A 17463-nucleotide genomic window follows, 5' to 3' on the forward strand; every position below is an offset into this window, starting at 1 on the left:
TTGAATGTATCGCTGCTGTGCGCGGATTAATGGATTACGGACTTTCAGGAGTTTCCGATAAAGCCCGGAATTCGTGCGCTTATCATGAAAGAAAATGTTGCAACTCTATTGGAATTGAACTAGCAAAGACGCAGGGAAATGAGATTGGAAGCCCCAGTCGGCGACAATTCCTCAAGTAACATATTTCAGATTTGCAGCTAAATGCAGTCTTTCTGAGCGCATGTCGATTATTTTGCTCTGTTGAGAATAAATGGATTGGTGTCGAATTTGGGCAGGCGGAACGCTGTTGTTTCGCATTATCTTCGAATGAATCAATGTTGATTCGTTAGAGGATAACTCCACGAAGCAAGCCTTCGATATAAGAACCGAGTAAGGACAAGGTCCATGAATACGAAAGCCTCACATGCACGGCCTCGCAAAGCTGCTTTCGCCGCACTCGCCGGCACGAGCATCGAGTGGTACGACTTCTTCATCTATGCCACCGCAGCAGCGTTGGTTTTCAGACAATTCTTCTTCCCACCGGATATGGATCCGGTTATCGGCACGATCGTTGCTTTCGGAACGACATCGTTTGGTTATCTCGGGCGCCCAATCGGTGCATTCATCTTTGGCCACCTCGGTGACCGGAGCGGCCGTAAGCCAGTGCTGGTCGCCACACTCATGCTCATGGGGCTCGGCACCGTCGGAATAGGCCTATTGCCGAGCTACGAGACAGTTGGCCCACTCGCTCCGCTCCTCCTGATCACTTTGCGACTGCTGCAGGGAGTTGCCATGGGCGGAGAATGGGGCGGCGCTGCCCTTTTGGCTGTCGAGCATGCCCCCGCAAGCCGTCGGACGTTCTTCGGTTCGTTCGTACAGCTTGGATCAGCCGTCGGAGCGACGCTCTCAGCCGCCATGTTCGCCCTTTCAGAGATGATCGGAGATGGCCTGGTCGCGGGTTCATGGAGAATTCCTTTCGTTGCTTCTGCGGTCCTGCTCATCATCGGACTGGTCATTCGTCTTCAGGTCGGCGAGTCCCCTGAGTTCGTGCGCGCAGTCGCGAAAGGCGAGATCACAAAGGCGCCGGCTCGCGTGGTGCTCACTAAAATGCCCAAGAGACTCCTCATTGGCATCGGTGCCATGCTTGTGGCCACGGGCGGGTACTACGTGACGTCATCGTTCTTCCTCGCCTACGCCACGGAGCAGGCTGGCGTTCCAGTGGCGCTTGTCCTGAATGCTCTGATCGTTGCGGGCCTGTTCGAAATGGCGTTCATGCCACTGGCCGGCCTTCTGGGCGACAAGTGGAAACCCCAATACGTCGTCATCGTCGGATTGGTCGGAATCACATTGATCGCCGTTCCGCTGTACCTGCTGTCGCACACCGGCTCAATGCTCGTCATCACGGTCATGCTGTCAATGACCGCCCTGTTCACGGCATGCAACTATGGCCCGATGGCGAGCATTCTGTCGTCTATCTTCCCGGTCAACGTGCGCTACACCGGCACATCATTCGCCTACCAGGGTGCGGCGCTAACCGCTGGAGCGCTGACACCGATTGTTCTTCCCACTCTCCTGGGCATCGCTGGTGGTTCACCCTGGCTGATCTTCTGCTACCTCGCGGTGTTCTCTGGTGTCGCTGCAGGCTGTGTGTTGGCGACGAGAAAACTGACTGTCGCCCTCCCCGTAGCGGACAGCATTGTTACAGGCACCCCTGTGGCAGAGCTGCGATAGCACGCACCGCACGGCCAGGAGCCGCTCACCGCCCGAGACCGAGTCGCCACTGGCCGCGACCACGGTAAGACAGGGCGGCACGAAAATCGGAGCACGCCTCGGACCCCGAGTTCGCACCCTCACGATCCAATGAACGCTTCAGTCGGTGATCTGAACACTGTCATCGTCACGACAACCGGGGTGAACAGTGCCCCGCACACGAATCGAGTCTTCTAGTATGAACAAAATCATCGGTCAGGTAAATGGCCAGGAATCCCCGCGCTACGCCGGGCTGACCACCTTCGCCCGCCTCCCGCGACGCGAGGATGTCGAGAACTTCGACATCGCAGTCGTGGGGATCCCCTTCGATGCCGGGGTCACATTTCGGCCCGGAGCGAGATTCGGACCGTCCGCGATCCGGGAAGCATCGCGACTGCTGCGTCCCTACAATCCTGCCCTGGAAAACAGACCCTTCTCTGATTCACAGGTGGTGGACGCCGGAGACATTGACTGCAACCCGTTCGACATACCCAAGGCACTGTCACAAATCGAGGCGGGGCTGGCTGAACTCATGTCAAACGGAGCCCCCGTGGTTTCACTCGGCGGTGACCACACGATCGCCTTGCCCGCTCTCCGCGCTGCCCACCGCGAGCACGGTCCGCTCGCCTTGGTCCATTTCGACGCGCACCTTGACACGTGGGACACCTACTTCGAAATGCCGTACACACATGGCTCTCCGTTTCGTCGTGCGTCCGAAGAGGGCCTCATTCGCAAGGACCGCTCGGTTCATGTTGGCGTGCGTGGCTCGCTCTACGATGAAAAAGACCTCATCGATGACAAGGAATTGGGTTTCACGATCGTCAGTTGCCGTGATTTCGACCGTATCGGAGTGGATGGCATCCTCGAACGTGTCCTCGAACGGGTAGGCGACACCCCACTTTACGTCTCCGTGGATATCGACGTCCTCGACCCGGCACACGCGCCGGGGACAGGAACACCGGAAGCAGGTGGGATGACCAGCCGTGAACTCTTGGCCGTCGTGCGTGGTCTTCGGCACAATAAGATCGTCGCGGCAGACATCGTTGAAGTGGCACCAGCCTATGATCACGCAGCGATCACCTCGGTGGCAGCGGCAAATCTCGCCTACGAGTTCATCAGCATCATGGCCGAGCAACAGAAGACGCGTCCATCCCGATCGAAATAGCCGCGACGAGGAAACAGAACCGTCTGACCGCCCGGGAATCAGATCGCTCACGAGTAATGGCAGGCGAGAAGAACTGGCACGAATCTGGCCAGTCGGCCGGCTCGGGCCGATCAAAAGAATGAACCGTTGAACCGGCTCGGTGTTCATGCAGCAGCGAAGCAGCGTGCGTGGTGAGCGGTCAACACTTTTCGGGATGGGCGGGTAGCTGTATTCATTGGCGGCGGCGATGAACTTCTGGGGCGTCCAGGTGGCTCACTAGCTGCCGGCGACGAGGATATGGCCGCCCAGTGGGTTCGGACCGTCGCCGGCGCGGACGTGCACGTCGGCGGTTTCCACGGCGCGGAACGGAATCGTCGGTGTAGCACGAGCCCGTTCCCCTTGGAAAAAAACGACGGGAATTCGTCTCCGACGGGCGTTCAGGGTCCAGTGTGATAGAAAAGATCTAGCACATCTGAGTGCCCACCAGTGAGCAGTGGAGTTCCGTGTCCAATCGCAAGAAAAACACAGCTGTGACGAGCGCGGTTGCACGAGTGAATCAAACCGCAATCATTGAGGAGTTACGGAAATCAGGCGCACTTTCCCGGCAGCAACTCTCAGTCCGGACAGGTCTGAGTTCCGCGACGATCAATAGGCTCACGGCAGTGCTGATCGAGGAGGGCAGCGTTCGCGCGGCAGGACACGAGCCTTCCACGGGTGGTCGGCCATCCATTCTGTTGAGTTACGCCGGGGGATCGAAGCTGGTCGCAGCCATACAGCTGCATCCGGACCGCGCCGCGGGGCTCCTCATGGATTTTGACGGGAAAGTCGTCTATCGTCGCGAAGCGCTCTTCAGGCCACGGCAGTTCCTGCTCGGTGGCGACGCAACCGATGACGCAACGGCGATCCCGGCTGATCGCGAAGCGCATCTCAAGTCGACCCTCGACCTCTTCGATCATCTGATCGCCACCTCCAAAAGCATGGGTTCCCCATGCCTTGCCGTTGGTGTGGCCGTACCGGGAGTTGTCTCCGGACCTCACGGTACGGTCGGGCACACAACGGAGCTCGGCTGGTCTGACGTGCCGCTGGGGCGCTTGTTGCGTGAACGATCAGCAGTACCGGTGGTCGTCGAGAATGATGCCAACGCGTTGGCATTCGGTGAACTCCACCGGGGAGCCGGCCGAGGATTGCAAAGTCTTGTCGCTCTCTTTCTTGAAAATGGCCTTGGCGCCGGAATCATCACAAACGGTGAGCTGCACCGGGGTGCCCTCGGCGAAGCCGGTGAAATCGGATACCTGCTGATGGATCGAGCGTCCCTGACGCATTCGAAGGCCCACCCCGAGTTGGGCGATCTCGAGGATCGAATCGGCCCACGCGCGCTCACCCGAAGAGCACGTGACAAGGGCATACCGATACCTCCCACGGGCCTGATGACGGCCGACGACATCTTCGGGATTGCCGATGACGGCAACGTTGCCGCTCGGGAGATCGCCGAGGAGATCCTCGACATGGTGGCAATAGCGATTGCCGCGATCGTCATCATTCTTGACCCGGAACTGGTGGTCGTCGGCGGCGGACTGGTCGGCGTGACGAACCGTGTGATCCCCGGCATCCAGGAACGACTCACCGGGCGAATCATCCGCGTTCCGCGGCTGGAGGCGGCGACCAGACGGGAAGATTCCGTCATTCTCGGTGCGGCCGAGCTGGCAGCTGCTGAAGTCAACGGGTTTGCCTACCTGGCGGGTTAGCCGTTCGCGATCACTGCTGCCATTCCGGAGCCAGACGGGGCGCGATTGCGCATGGGCTCATAATTCCGCTGGTTTCAATCCGGGGCTATCGGGAGGATTCGCTTGACAGGCGAGGGCGGTTGTGGGTAGGTTCTAAACAACTTCTTATCACTATGATATGAAAGTTGTCGACGGGCCAGCACATCGGCTCACTTCACGCGGGGGTGGGGTAAGAATGTACGTTGGCATCGACATCGGTGGAACCAAAACGCACACCCGCGTCGAGGCCAATGGGCGAATCGTGTTGGATGCCACGGTGCTCACGAGCTCATGGCGCTGGGGAGGCCTGCTCGATGACGCGGGCAACGCCACTCGCCTTCTCGGACTGTTTGCCAGTGTGCCTCGGTCGGAGACCGCGCCCTTGGCCCTGGGTGCTCATGGGCTGGACAGCGCATGGCAGTGCGCCGAGTTTGAAGCACGATTGGCTGCCGAACGGCCGGGGCTGGTCCGCGCCGTCAATGACGTTGAACTGGTCGGTCCGGCAGCTGGATATGACACGGCCATCGCAGTCATCGCCGGCACCGGGTCTCGGATCGTCGCCCACGATGCCGCCGGAGCGGTGGTCTCGGCGGGGGGCTATGGCCATCTGTTGGGCGACCCTGGAAGCGCGCCCGCCTTGGCTCGCGATGCCGTGCGCGCCGTGCTCTGGGCACGCGATGAAGGCTGCGCCCCAGGTCTGCTGAGTCAGACATTGATGGAACACTTCGGCGTTGACGATGAAGTTGCAATGTCATATGAGTTTTCCGCCGATTCGCGGCTCACGACATGGGGAGCGCTCGCACCATTGCTGTTCGCTGCCGCCGATGCGGGCAGCCGGCTTGCAGCGACGGTGATCGATGAAGCGGCGCGGGAACTCGCCACGGCGGTCGGCCTGGTGCGAGCACGAGGCGCGCTGGGCACCGACGTCGTCTGTGCCGGCGGGGTGATCTCGAACCAGCCACGCCTGTTTGACGCCTTGGAACGTCATATCGCGGAACTTGATCGCACCTTGAGCCTGCGCCTGCTTCGGGTCGCTCCGGTCGTCGGCGCCATTGCGATCGCACAACGGATGCACCCCTCACAGCTCACAACCACCCATCAGCTCGACGAATCACGGAGGAACACATGACCATCAAGAACGCACGAACTCACCGTCTCACCGTTGGGATCGGTCTCATCTCCATGGGCGCGCTCCTCCTCAGCGGCTGCAGCCTCACCGGAGCGAGCACGTCGAGCGAATCGAAGGAAGGGGATGGAACCGGCACCATCAACGCCCTCTTCATGAAGCAGGCGGGTTACTCCGAGGACAACGTCAACGCCATGATCACTGACTTTGAGTCGAAAAACTCTGAGATCACGGTGGAACCGACGTTCGTCGCCTACGAGGCGCTGCACGACAAAATCGTCACCTCGGCTCCCGCCGGAACCTATGACGTCGTTCACCTTGACGTGATCTGGCCGGCCGATTTCGCCTCCAAGGGGCTCATCACGGACGTCACTGACAGGTTCCCAGCTGCGTGGGCCGACGAGATGCTCGGCGGGGCACTGACATCCGCTGAATATCAGGGGAAGTACTACGGCGCCCCGTGGGGCCCCTCGACCAAGCTCTTCTACTTCAACTCGGAGATGGTTGCCGCGGTTGGGGCGGCCGAGGCCGACCTCACGACCTGGGACGGTGCCCTCGCTGTGGCCGCCAAGATCAAAGCTGCCGGACTCGTCGAGTACCCCCTCTCCTGGAGCTGGTCACAGGCTGAAGCCCTCATCTGCGACTATGCGCAGCTTCTCGGCGCCTTCGGGGGAGCCTTCACCGATGCTGATGGCAATCTCATTGTGAACGACGCAGCCGGTGTGGAAGCGCTCACCTGGATGAAGAAGACCATCGATGACGGGCTGACCGATCCCGCCTCCATCACTTTCCTGGAAGATGACGTCAGCAAGTCCATCGCCGCGGGCAAGACCGCGATGGCACTGAACTGGGAGTCGACTTTCCGTGACTCGAACGACGCGTCGATCTCAACGGTGGTCGGCAAGGTCGGCGTTCTTCCGACCCCCGCCGGTCCGTCGGGAGAGCACCCTGGCGTCAATGGTTCGATGGCGCTCTCGATCGGAGCCCAGTCCACCAATCAGGCCGCAGCGTGGAAATTCATCGAGTACATGACCAGCCAAAGCGTGCAGGAGAAGTACGTGACGAGTTCGATGACCAACTGGAAGTCGAGCTACACCAAGACAGACCTCGCCGCGTCAAACCCCGAGGTATTCGCAGCGGCCGGCGTCGCATACGACAGCATGATCCTGCGCCCGACGGTTGCCAACTACAACTCGGTGTCCCAGATTCTGCAGGTCGAGATCCAGAATGCTCTGCTCGGCCAGAAGACACCGCAGCAAGCCATGGACGACGCAGTCGAGGCCGCTAACGCGACCATCGGCTAGTGAAAATGTCAGTCGCCAACGCCAAAACACCCCAAAGCCCTCCGGCCGCGTCTCTGCGACGGGTTCGTCCGGCACGGTCGAAGCGAGAGAACCAGGCTCGACTGGCTTTCTGGTTACTTATTCCGGCGGGCGTTGCAGTGTTCGGGGTGATCGTGTACCCGATCCTTCGAACCCTGTTGATTTCCTTTTTCGAGGTCACTTCGGCGTTGGCGACTGACACCCCCTTCGTGGGGTTCAACAATTATCTGGCGGTGCTCTCCAACAGCACGTTTTGGGCGTCTATGGGGCGCACTCTCTATTTCACCTTGATATCGACATCATTGGAATTGTGCCTCGGTCTCATTCTGGCTGGGCTGCTCAACGCGAAACTTCGTGCCCGCTGGCTGTTCCGGGCCATCGTGGTCATCCCCTGGGCCATCCCCACGATCGTCAGTGCGGCCATGTGGAAGGGTGTTTTTAACGCCCAGTACGGCCCGCTCAACGCGTTGCTCAGCCAACTCGGAATTATCGACCAGTACCAGGCCTGGTTAGGCGATCCGACAACCGCGCTCAATATGGTCATTCTGGCGGATGTCTGGAAATCGACTCCGCTCGTTGCCTTCTTCCTGCTCGCCGGACTCACGGCAATCCCGAACGAACTGTATGAGGCCGCCAAGCTCGATCGTGCAAGCTGGCCGCGCATCTTTCGGTCGATCGTGCTGCCCATGCTGATCCCCTCGATTTCGATTGTGCTTGTGCTGCGCACGGTTGAAGCATTCAAAGTCTTTGACATCATCTATGTCATGACCAGGGGTGGTCCGGTCAACGGAACCCAAACCATCGCCTACTACGCCTATACAACGGCATTCTCCGATCAAAACTTCGGCGTCGGGTCAGCCTTGTCCTACGTGATCGTTATCGTCATCCTCGCCCTGAGCGCCATCTATCTGCGACTGCTCCGCCGGTCAGAAATGAGTCTCCTGTGAAGCGGGCCCGGCGCAATTCTTTTCTGGTGCACGTGGCGGCCGTTGTTACCTCAGTGGTTATTCTTGCCCCGTTCCTCTGGATGGTCATGGCGAGCATCACGCCACAGCGGATCCTCATCACGACTCCGTTGCAGTGGATTCCGGACGAATTGGACCTCAGCCGTTACACGCAGATCTTCACCGGCGGCTCTGAGGGAGTCGGGGCAACGTTTCGTGCTGCCATGATGAACTCCATAATCGTGGCCGTGGGAACCGTCACGATCTCAATGATCGTGGGAATTCTGGGCGCCTATGCATTTGCCCGTTTGAAGTTCCGTTTCAGGCGCGCCATCCTTACGACGTTTCTGGCGTCATACATGCTCCCGCAAATCGCCCTGCTCATTCCGCTGTATCTCATTCTTAATTCCGTGGGACTCTTGAACACGAAGACGGGCCTGATCCTGGTGGATTGTGCCATCGTCATCCCCTTTGTGCTGTGGGTGCTGAGCAATTACTTCATGACCATTCCCGAGGAGCTTGAAGAGGCAGCGCGCATCGACGGTACGACTCGACTGGGTGCTTTGTTCTGGGTTATTCTGCCCGCCGCCAAGCCGGGACTGTTCGCGGCGATCATGTTCGCATTCCTGCTGGCGTGGGACGAATTCATGTACGCGCTCATTTTCACGTCGTCGGACGTGGCCAAGACACTTCCCGTGGCCCTCAGCGAATTCGCCGGTCGATACACCACGGATTTCGGGCTCGTCGCGGCCGGTGGCATTCTCGCGGCACTTCCGCCACTGATCGTGGCAGTGATCTTCCAGCGCTATGTCGTCAGCGGCATGGCATCCGGCGCAGTAAAAGGATAGGAAAAACCCATGTCAGGCAAAGCACCATTCGTTGACGCGATGATGAAGCAACCCCTCACCCTCCAGCTTGCGTATGACACGCTCACCCTCGATCTGGCGCACGGCGCGCTTCACGATTGGCCTGTCGACGAGACCATAGCGGTCGTCGCAATGGGCGCATCCGGTCATTCAGGACGGGCATTGGTGTCGCTTCTCGCCCAGGCCGGTTACCGGGCAGTGAGCTTGACAGCATCCGACGTACTTCTGTCAGCGGTCGGCTTTCAGCCGGCGGATCACTACATCATCGTTTCGGAATCCGGGCGGAGCCCCGAAACGATCGAGGCGGCACGCCGTCTGACACAGGGGACACGGGTCGGAATCAGCAACTTTCCGCAAGCACAAATTGCCGAGGTCATTGACGTGCCGCTCGGCCTCGGCGGCTTCGAGGACTCCCCTGTGTATACCGCTGGCTACACAGCGACGCTTATGGCCTATGCGCTACTCCTAGAAAAGGTCGGCGTGCTCCCGGCCGATTCCAATGTGCCCCGCATCCCTGAGATCGTCGAGAATGCCCTGGCAGATTTCGCGCCGGTGGCCCGAGCTGTTTCCAGCCTCGTAGCTGCAGCAACCGACATCGATGTCGTCGGCCGGGGTACATCGTTTGCCTCGGCTCTGGAGACAGCGCTGATGATTCGCGAAGGCCTGCGAATCCCGACGGGTGCTTTTGAAACCTACGAGTACCTTCACGGACCCATGGAGTCTGTTGCAGCGGGAACCGTAGTGATCATCTTCGGAGACGAACGCGAACTCACCATCCCGGGATCACTTCTTGATGCGGGCGTTCACGTCGTGGTGATGACGACAGCTCATGACGTACCGAACGAAGGGCACCCGAACCTCACGGTAGTTCGTTTGGACAGCTGCCTAGCCGGGTTCGTGCGGCCCATTGTTGAAATCGTGTTCGCCCAACTCGTGCTGGCGGAAGCAATCCTGCACAAACCGTTCCCCATCGAGCAATTCATTTATGAACAGCCCGACACCAAGATTCCGATCGCGATGCTCAGCTGACGCGTGCGGGAACAGCGAAACTCAAGGGTTAAAGGTGCCCTGGAACGATTTCACCCTTAACTTGGAATGGCTCGAGGGCAAGCCAGAAAGTTCCCAGTCGGAGCAAGGTCTCCCGAATAGGCTGAAACACCCACTGTAGGTGTTTCAGGAAATTGAAGTTTCGTTTTCATGAAATCCAAGCGAACAGGCCGGTTGAGTAGAAATACTCGGCCGGCCTTCGGTTTTTAACGATGCGAGTGTGCCTGATTGGCGTTTTCGGGTTGGCGGCTGCGCGCTAATGCAAAAATGCCTGCCGGCCCAGCACCCTGTCCTGACTATCGACACGGCAACACGGCTGCTTGGGGTTAGTCCGCGTCATACCGTCACGATCTTTAGCGGTCTGCGTCATCACCGATTGATTGTGAAACATGTGGCGGGATGGGTGCGGGCGTAACGGGACCTGTGTGACCTGGCCGCTCGCGTTGTCGGGGTAGCTGCCCCGCGGCTTCGACCGAACCGAGTGGGCGTGTCGAGCCGGCCGTTGATTCGTGATGCGAATGCTCCGGGTGAGTGGGTGTGGCCGCGGTACCCGCGTTCGAGTGATCAGCGTGGTGATCACCGTTCCGCGCGGGAGCTGGTGGATCTGGGGGTGTTGAGCCCGGAGAATCGCTGGCAGTACCTCGGGGACGCCGCCTAACTATCGGGTGCAGCTTGGGGTCAGGTCATGAAGTGGTTGACAGTCGGGCTATTGCTTCGTTGCGCATGTCGATTTTGCGTATCTTGCCGGATACTGTGAGGGGAAAATTGTCTCGAACGTCGGTGTACCGGGGGATTTTGAAGTGGGCTAGGCGTCCGTGGCAGAAGGCGGCTAGGTCTTGGGCGGTTATCGGGTCGACGCCCGGTTTGAGGATGATGCAGGCCATGAGTTCTTCTCCGTATTTTTCGTCGGGTACTCCGATGACTTGCACGTCGTGAATTGATGGATGGTGCAGGAGGAATTCTTCGATTTCGCGTGGGTAGATGTTTTCGCCTCCGCGGATGACCATGTCCTTGATGCGTCCTTCTACGGTGATGTAGCCGTGCGTGTCCATGCTGGCGAGGTCACCGGTGTGTATCCAATCCTCCTGGTCGATTGCATCTCGAGTTTTGTCTGGTTCGTTCCAGTAGCCGGAGATGACGCTGTAGCCGCGGGTGCATAATTCGCCGATCTTGCCGCGCTCGACCGTTTCGCCGGTGGTGATGTTGATGATCTTGTTTTCCAGGTGTGGCATCGTACGACCGACCGTTGAGGTGCGTTGGGTGATGGTGTCTTCGCTTCTGGTCATTGTCGACACGGGTGCGGTTTCGGTCATGCCGTAGCAAATAGCCACGTCGATCATGTTCATTTCGTCGATCACTCGGTTCATCACTGCTTCCGGACAGGTTGACCCAGCCATCACTCCGGTGCGCAGTGTGGAGAGGTTGAAGGTGGTGAATTCCGGGAGGGCTAGTTCGGCCATAAACATCGTGGGTACTCCGTAGAGTGAGGTGCCGCCGTGATCGTGCACGGCTTGTAAGGCAGCTGTTGCGGTGAAGCTGCGCCCGGGAAGAATAGCGGCGGCACCGTGTGAGTAGATGTTGAGGTTGCCGATGACCATGCCAAAGCAATGGTAGAAGGGCACGGGGAGGACGACCCGGTCGTGTTCGGTGTAGTTGAGGAGTTCGCCGATGAAGAAGCCGTTGTTGAGAATGTTGCGGTGGGTGAGGGTGGCACCCTTAGGAAATCCGGTCGTACCCGAGGTGTACTGCAGGTTTATCGGGTCGTTCGCTGTCAGTTCGTTCATACGGTGGCGCAGGTCCAGGAGTGACACGGTATGGCCGGCTGTGATGAGGGCGGTGTAGTCGAATTCGCCCGATCGGGTCGGGTCGGTATCGGTGCCGATAAAGACGAGTTCGTGCAGATCTGAACAGCTGATGAAGGCGTCTCGGGCCATGGCTGTATAGTCACTGTTTTTGTCGGATGGGGCGGAGATGAGCATCCGCATTCCGCACTGCCTGATAACGTATTCCAACTCAGAGATGCGAAACGCGGGATTCACGTTCACTAAAATCGCACCGATCTTGGCCGTGGCGTATTGAACGATCGTCCATTCGGCGCAGTTGGGCGACCAGATACCGACTCGGTCTCCGCGTTCGACGCCCAAGCCCATAAGGCCGAGCGCAAAGTCGTCGATTGCTGAATTGAGTTCTGAATAGGACCAGTGTCGTCCGGTTGCTACCTCGATCAGGGCGTCACGGTGGGCGAATCGTTCAACGATTCCCTCAAAATGATCACCGATGGTGCATTCCAGCAGGGGCAGGTCTGAGGACACTTGTGTGTACGACGACATGGCTGATCTCCTTTGATCGCTACTCGTGCACGGTATCACCCACAGTGCTCGACGAGCCAATTTTCACCAGTCGACCGTCCGCCCGACTCTCCATGTCACTTATGCGGCGTCATCATCGCCAATTCCCTGACTGGTCAGGGCTCCGCGTTTACTGAACGTGACTTGATTCGCGAACGCATCCTCGTCGGCTTCACTACCGCCCGAGGCGTGGGCGAGTGTCGGTGGCCATGACAAGCTGGGTGTTTTCTAGCCAACCTCGCAACACTCGATCAAATGTGGGCTGTTTCCTTGTCGAGCGTTGATCTTGGTCGCGACTTCAGCCAGTCGTTCGGGGCTGTGGAGATTCAGGTTGGTGCCCTTGGGGAAGTACTGGCGAATGAGCCCGTTTGTGTTCTCATTCGAGCCTCGTTGCCACGGCGAATGTGGATCGCAGAAGTAGACCGAGATCGTCGTTTCCTCCTTGAACTGAAGGTACTCGACCATCTCCGATCCTTGGTCCCACGTCAGCGATTTCCGGCCCCGACTCTGCGGAGCTCTAGCCAGAGATTCGCCGACACGTCAGGGTCGTCGAGATCGGCGTCCAGTAGTTTCGCTGCAATGCCGATTCGGTGCCGCAGGGAATTGCGATGGAGCTTCAACTCCCGGGCAGCGACCTCCCACTGGCCCTGATTCCGAATGTAACTTTTCACGGTTGCCACGAGATCGGCCCGGGAGTATGCCGTGAGCCGGGCCACCCACTCGACGGCACGAGGATCACGTAGGCCCGGGCCCGTGGAGATCTGTCCCACCCTTGCGAGCAGGCAAGACCGACGCAGGTCGTCGGTGCTGCCCGGTAACTGGCTGAGCGGCATGGGCCGGCTGAGCGCCGCCGCGAACGGAACAGGTTGGGCGCGTCGGCGCGACACTGCTGCCTCAACCGGGTTCCCGGATTCTTCGGCAGGGTCAGGGTCTGTCCGGGTCTCCAGAATGAGGAAACAGACGCCGTCTTCCATTGAGCGAAGGCGGCATCGGCGGATGCTGTCGCCTAATCGCATCGCCGGCTCACCAGACAGCATGGCTGAGACCTGATCGGCGAGTTCTGAGGTGGTGAGCGCCTCAAGGTTGTCTCCCCGGATGGCCAGGAGCCGGACCCGTTCAGCCAGCGGGGAACCGATCAGATCTCCAGCTACAAGACGCGCAGCATCGACAAAACCGTTCAACGCCAGCGTCGTTGCCGTGGTGCCGAGAACCGAGTTCGCCCGAGTGAGCTGCCACTCTCGCTGGGCAGCCACGGCGAGGAGCATGCATCCCGTGAGCATCAACTGCCGATCCGCCTTTCGCAGGGGCCGACCCGCACAGACAGCCAGGAAACCCGCCGTGCGCCGGTCAGCAATAATGGAGTACTCAACGACGTCCATCCCGTCCAGCGGGAAGGTGGCCGCCGAGTGCGTTCCGGCGAGGCCGAGGCGGGCCGTTTCTTCCCGGAGCTGAGGCAGGACGCGGTTCTCCTCCGGTGGCCAGTACGTTTCCGCTGAACCATCGGCGGGAAGATACACGGCCCAGCCGCCCAGGGCATTGCTCAGAACCTTCACCACCGCGGCGACGGCCTCGGGCCGTGTCGCAGCCTGCGTCAGTGAAGTCTGAAGAGTGAGGCTGGCCGCGAGGTCGGCCTGTTCTGTTTTGCCCACCAGGTCCCAGTAGGTGCGGGAAATGTGCATAAACGGGATGCTCGCAGGCACGATGAGGAGTGTTACTCCGGCTCCCGCACACGCACTTTCAAGTTGGGCGGGCACATCGTCAGTACCAGCACCGAGGCCTAGCCCCAGGGCAAGTACGCCACGAGACGCGAGCCGAGTCACGTAGTCGCGAAGGCTGTCGGGCTCACCGGCCAGAGGAATGCCTGTGGTCAGCAGGAGTTCCCCGCCTTCCAAATACGGTGTCGGGTCTGTGAGCTCGGAGATATGCACGCCGGTGAGGTTGATCCTGGCGACCGGATCTCCGTCGACCGTGCGGAGGGCATTGCCCAACTTCTCACAGAGCTGAGTCAGGCTGATCACGAGGCAAGATCCGTTCTTACGGAGTAGGCGACAATTGTTGGATATTCTAACCAAGAAATGACAATAATTGGGCAATCCATCTGATGTTTCAGAGTCTGCGCGTTGCTAATTTGAGCCCATGACATCAGTACCCGTTCCCCAGTCCCGTCTTCTCGCCACGGCAATTCCTGGCCCGCGCTCTGTTGAACTGCATGCCGAGCGGCTGAAGCACGTCACGAGCGGATTCGGTATTACCCTGCCGGTATTCATCGACCGCGCTGACGGTGCAATCCTCCAGGACGTGGACGGCAACCGCATCATCGACTTCGCCTCGGGGATCGCGGTGACGAGCGTGGGCGCCAGCAACCCGAACGTGCAGGCGCATGTCGGGGATCAGCTGACCAGATTCACCCACACCTGCTTCATGGTGACCGAATACGACTCGTTCACCGCTGTCTGCCGGTGGTTGAACGAGCACACTCCCGGTGAGTTCGAGAAGCGCACGGCGCTGTTCTCCACGGGAGCGGAGGCCATTGAGAATGCCATCAAAATTGCCCGGTCGGCCACCGGTCGACAGAAGGTTCTCGTTTTCGACGACGCCTATCACGGTCGGTCGCTGCTGACGATGGCGATGACAGCCAAGGAGAATCCCTACAAGCTCAACTTCGGGCCATTCCCGACCGAGGTGATTCGAGCCCCGTTCGCAGCGCCGCTGCGCTGGCCGACCGGGGCAGAGAACGCCACTGCGGAAGCGCTCGCCGCCGTGGAGCGCATTCTGGACGCCGAAGGGCCGCAGACGTTTGCCGCCATGGTGATCGAGCCGATCCAAGGTGAGGGCGGCTTCATCGTTGCGTCGCCTGGCTTCCTTCCCGGGCTACGCGAAATTGCGACCCGGCACGGCATCGTGTTCGTGCTCGATGAAATTCAGGCTGGCATGGGACGCACGGGCCTGCTCTTCGCGAGCAACCACGAACAGGTCGCGGGAGACCTCACCGTGACCGCTAAGGCCCTAGCTGGCGGCCTGCCGTTGAGCGCGGTCACCGGCCGTGTCGAACTAATGAACGCGGTGCACGCCGGCGGTCTCGGCGGCACCTACGCGGGAAACCCGCTCGCCTGCGCGGCGGCGCTTGGGGTCTTCGAGGCGTTTGAAGACGGTGCACTCGTTGCCAATGCCTGCCGCATCGAGGCCGTCGCCCGCGAAATGCTGGACCCGCTGCTCTCCGCTGCGGGCATTGTTGTTGATGTTCGCGGCCGGGGAGCGATGCTGGCCGTGGAATTCGCCGACCGGGACACCTTGGCGCCCCGTGCCGAGCTTGCCAAAGAGATCGCTGCCCGGTGTCACGCGCAAGGGCTGCTGGTGCTGGTCTGCGGAACCTATTCGAACGTGATTCGCCTGCTGCCCCCGCTCGTGATTGAGGAAGCGTTGCTACGTGACGGCCTCACGGTTCTTCGGGACGTTGTCGTACAGGTGGATGCCGCCGCGCGCGAGACCGCAACCCGGGAAGATGTCGCCGCGTGAGCACGACTGCGCCGCATGCTGTTGCCGGCGTTGACGCCAGCTTCGACCCGCACACCGGACTGCAGCGCGGGAGCGTTAAACACACGTCGCCGAGCATGGTCGACCGCGTGCTGCTGCGCGCCGTGAATGCGGCCCCCTTGCTCGCAGCGACCGCCCCGGCAGTCCGTGCCCGCTGGCTGGCTGCCGTGGCCGATGCGCTGAGTGCACACCAGGAAGAACTCGCCGTTCTCGGTGACGAGGAGACCGGGCTCGGTCTGTCGCGCCTTCGGGGCGAGATCGCGGGAGCGGGGCGGAGCCTGCTCTTCTATGCCAGTGTCGCGGTCGAGGGTCGCTACCTCGCCGCGAGTATGGACGTGGTTAGCGACACGGTCACCCTGGCGCGCTGGAATGTTCCGGTCGGACCGGTCGCCGTGTTCGGTGCGAGCAACTTTCCCTTTGGTTTCGGGGTGTTCGGTCACGACGTTGCATCCGCGCTCGCGGCTGGCTGTCCCGTCATTGTGAAGGCCCATCCCGCGCACCCACGCTTGAGTGTCAAGGTTGCCTCGATTGCCCGGGACGCACTCCGCGCAGCGGGCGCCCCTGAAGGAACGTATGACTGCGTTACTGGCTTCAACGCTGGACTGCAACTCGTCGATTCCCTCGCTGTAAAGACAATTTCGTTCACCGGAAGCCAGCGCGGCGGAATGGCCCTGCGGGACCGTGCGGCGGCGCGGGGGGTGCCTGTGTTTGCCGAGATGGGCACCATAAACCCTGCGTTCGTTACGTCCGCGGCCGCCGCATCACCGGCCGCGGCCGAAAACATCGCTGCTGGGTTCGTTGCCTCATTCACACTTGGGGCAGGCCAGTTCTGCACGAAACCAGGCCTTATTTTCGTTCCGGCCGGCTCCGGCATGTTCGACGCCGTAGCCCGCCTGGTGGGGGAGGTTGCGCCCGCGCCGCTGCTGACGGCGGGCATCGAAGCCGGATTCACAAGCGGGATTGCTGAGCTTTCGGCTGTCGCCGGGGTGATGGTCGCGGCGCCGTCCGACGACGGCGACGGTTATGCCGCTGCTGCACACGTCTTCCGCGTGGCTCTGGCCGATCTCATGCCAGGGTCGCGGCTGCTCGAGGAATGCTTCGGCCCTGTAGCTCTTGTTTGTGAATATGACTATGCCGGCGAGGTAATGGATGTTCTGGCCGGCCTGCAGGGCTCCCTTGCGGCATCCGTCTTCACTGGCGGCCCCGATGACTCGGAAACAGCCACTGTGGTAGCACGAATGCTCCCGAACGTCGGACGGGTCGCGCTCAACGCCTGGCCCACCGGGGTGGCCAACACGTGGTCCCAGCAACACGGCGGCCCCTGGCCTGCCACGAGTCGGCCCGAGGCCACCAGCGTGGGCGCGGGAGCCCTAGCCCGGTTCGTGCGCCCCGTCGCGCTACAAAACCCGGACCTGCAAACCCTCCCAGTGTTCCTTGCCACAGAAAACCCGTGGAAGATTCCCTGCCGCATTGATGGTGTTCTTCTCCTTCCGGTTTCTTCCTCCCTCGCCCCCAAGGACCGCTCATGACCTACAAATCCGACCTCATCGACTTCGACTACCTGCTCACCGCTGATGAGATCGTGAAGAAGCGCTTGGCATCGCATTCGCTTAATGCGATGCAACCCCGCCCCGAGCCGAT

The 17463-nt window shown here is 60.4% G+C and carries 12 protein-coding genes and 1 pseudogene; 10 read left to right on the top strand and 3 right to left on the bottom strand.

The window, feature by feature from the left end; all coding sequences use genetic code 11:
- Positions 1-384 precede the first annotated feature (384 nt).
- The 8 genes from E3T29_RS07140 (at position 385) to E3T29_RS07175 (ending at position 9922) form a co-directional block, all read left to right on the top strand.
- On the top strand, positions 385-1710 hold the full coding sequence (locus E3T29_RS07140; RefSeq protein ID WP_134344822.1) for an MFS transporter: 1326 nt from the start codon (positions 385-387) through the stop codon (positions 1708-1710).
- A 217-nt stretch (positions 1711-1927) separates the two neighbouring features.
- Positions 1928-2893 (top strand): agmatinase, encoded by a 966-nt coding sequence (gene speB, locus E3T29_RS07145; protein WP_134344823.1) that lies wholly within the window; start codon positions 1928-1930, stop codon positions 2891-2893.
- Positions 2894-3375: 482 nt separating this feature from the next.
- A complete protein-coding gene (locus E3T29_RS07150) occupies positions 3376-4617 on the top strand; it encodes an ROK family transcriptional regulator (RefSeq protein ID WP_134344824.1) in 1242 nt (413 codons plus the stop codon).
- A 214-nt stretch (positions 4618-4831) separates the two neighbouring features.
- Complete coding sequence (locus tag E3T29_RS07155; RefSeq protein ID WP_134344825.1) at positions 4832-5764, top strand: BadF/BadG/BcrA/BcrD ATPase family protein; 933 nt, start codon at positions 4832-4834, stop codon at positions 5762-5764.
- Positions 5761-7065: an extracellular solute-binding protein gene (locus E3T29_RS07160; protein WP_134344826.1), complete on the top strand. Its 1305-nt coding sequence runs from the start codon at positions 5761-5763 to the stop codon at positions 7063-7065. Before E3T29_RS07155 ends, E3T29_RS07160 begins: the two co-directional genes overlap by 4 nt.
- Positions 7066-7271: 206 nt before the next feature.
- Complete coding sequence (locus E3T29_RS07165; RefSeq protein ID WP_241987685.1) at positions 7272-8030, top strand: carbohydrate ABC transporter permease; 759 nt, start codon at positions 7272-7274, stop codon at positions 8028-8030.
- On the top strand, positions 8027-8875 hold the full coding sequence (locus E3T29_RS07170) for a carbohydrate ABC transporter permease (RefSeq protein WP_134344827.1): 849 nt from the start codon (positions 8027-8029) through the stop codon (positions 8873-8875). The genes E3T29_RS07165 and E3T29_RS07170 overlap by 4 nt, the downstream gene beginning before the upstream one ends.
- A gap of 150 nt (positions 8876-9025) precedes the next feature.
- Positions 9026-9922 carry an SIS domain-containing protein gene (locus E3T29_RS07175; protein WP_241987686.1) on the top strand — a complete coding sequence of 299 codons (897 nt, stop codon included), beginning with the start codon at positions 9026-9028 and terminating at the stop codon, positions 9920-9922.
- Between the two features lie 701 nt (positions 9923-10623).
- Here E3T29_RS07175 and E3T29_RS07180 read toward each other — a convergent pair.
- The 3 genes and pseudogenes from E3T29_RS07180 to E3T29_RS07190 form a co-directional block, all read right to left on the bottom strand.
- Entirely contained in the window at positions 10624-12270 is a 1647-nt protein-coding gene (locus tag E3T29_RS07180; protein WP_134344829.1) for an AMP-binding protein, read from the bottom strand.
- Between the two features lie 246 nt (positions 12271-12516).
- A pseudogene (locus E3T29_RS07185) lies at positions 12517-12786 on the bottom strand (IS30 family transposase); the annotation flags it as partial.
- Positions 12774-14306: a PucR family transcriptional regulator ligand-binding domain-containing protein gene (locus tag E3T29_RS07190; RefSeq protein ID WP_166792349.1), complete on the bottom strand. Its 1533-nt coding sequence runs from the start codon at positions 14304-14306 to the stop codon at positions 12774-12776. The gene E3T29_RS07190 and the pseudogene E3T29_RS07185, both read right to left, overlap by 13 nt.
- Positions 14307-14424: 118 nt before the next feature.
- Between E3T29_RS07190 and E3T29_RS07195 the strand changes: the two genes are divergently transcribed.
- Positions 14425-15804, top strand: a complete 1380-nt coding sequence (locus tag E3T29_RS07195) for an aminotransferase class III-fold pyridoxal phosphate-dependent enzyme (protein ID WP_134344832.1) — start codon at positions 14425-14427, stop codon at positions 15802-15804.
- Positions 15801-17351: an aldehyde dehydrogenase family protein gene (locus E3T29_RS07200; protein WP_134344833.1), complete on the top strand. Its 1551-nt coding sequence runs from the start codon at positions 15801-15803 to the stop codon at positions 17349-17351. Before E3T29_RS07195 ends, E3T29_RS07200 begins: the two co-directional genes overlap by 4 nt.
- Positions 17352-17463 lie beyond the last annotated feature (112 nt).

The sequence above is a fragment of the Cryobacterium sp. TMT1-66-1 genome (genome assembly GCF_004403435.1).
Taxonomy (GTDB): Bacteria; Actinomycetota; Actinomycetes; order Actinomycetales; family Microbacteriaceae; genus Cryobacterium; species Cryobacterium flavum.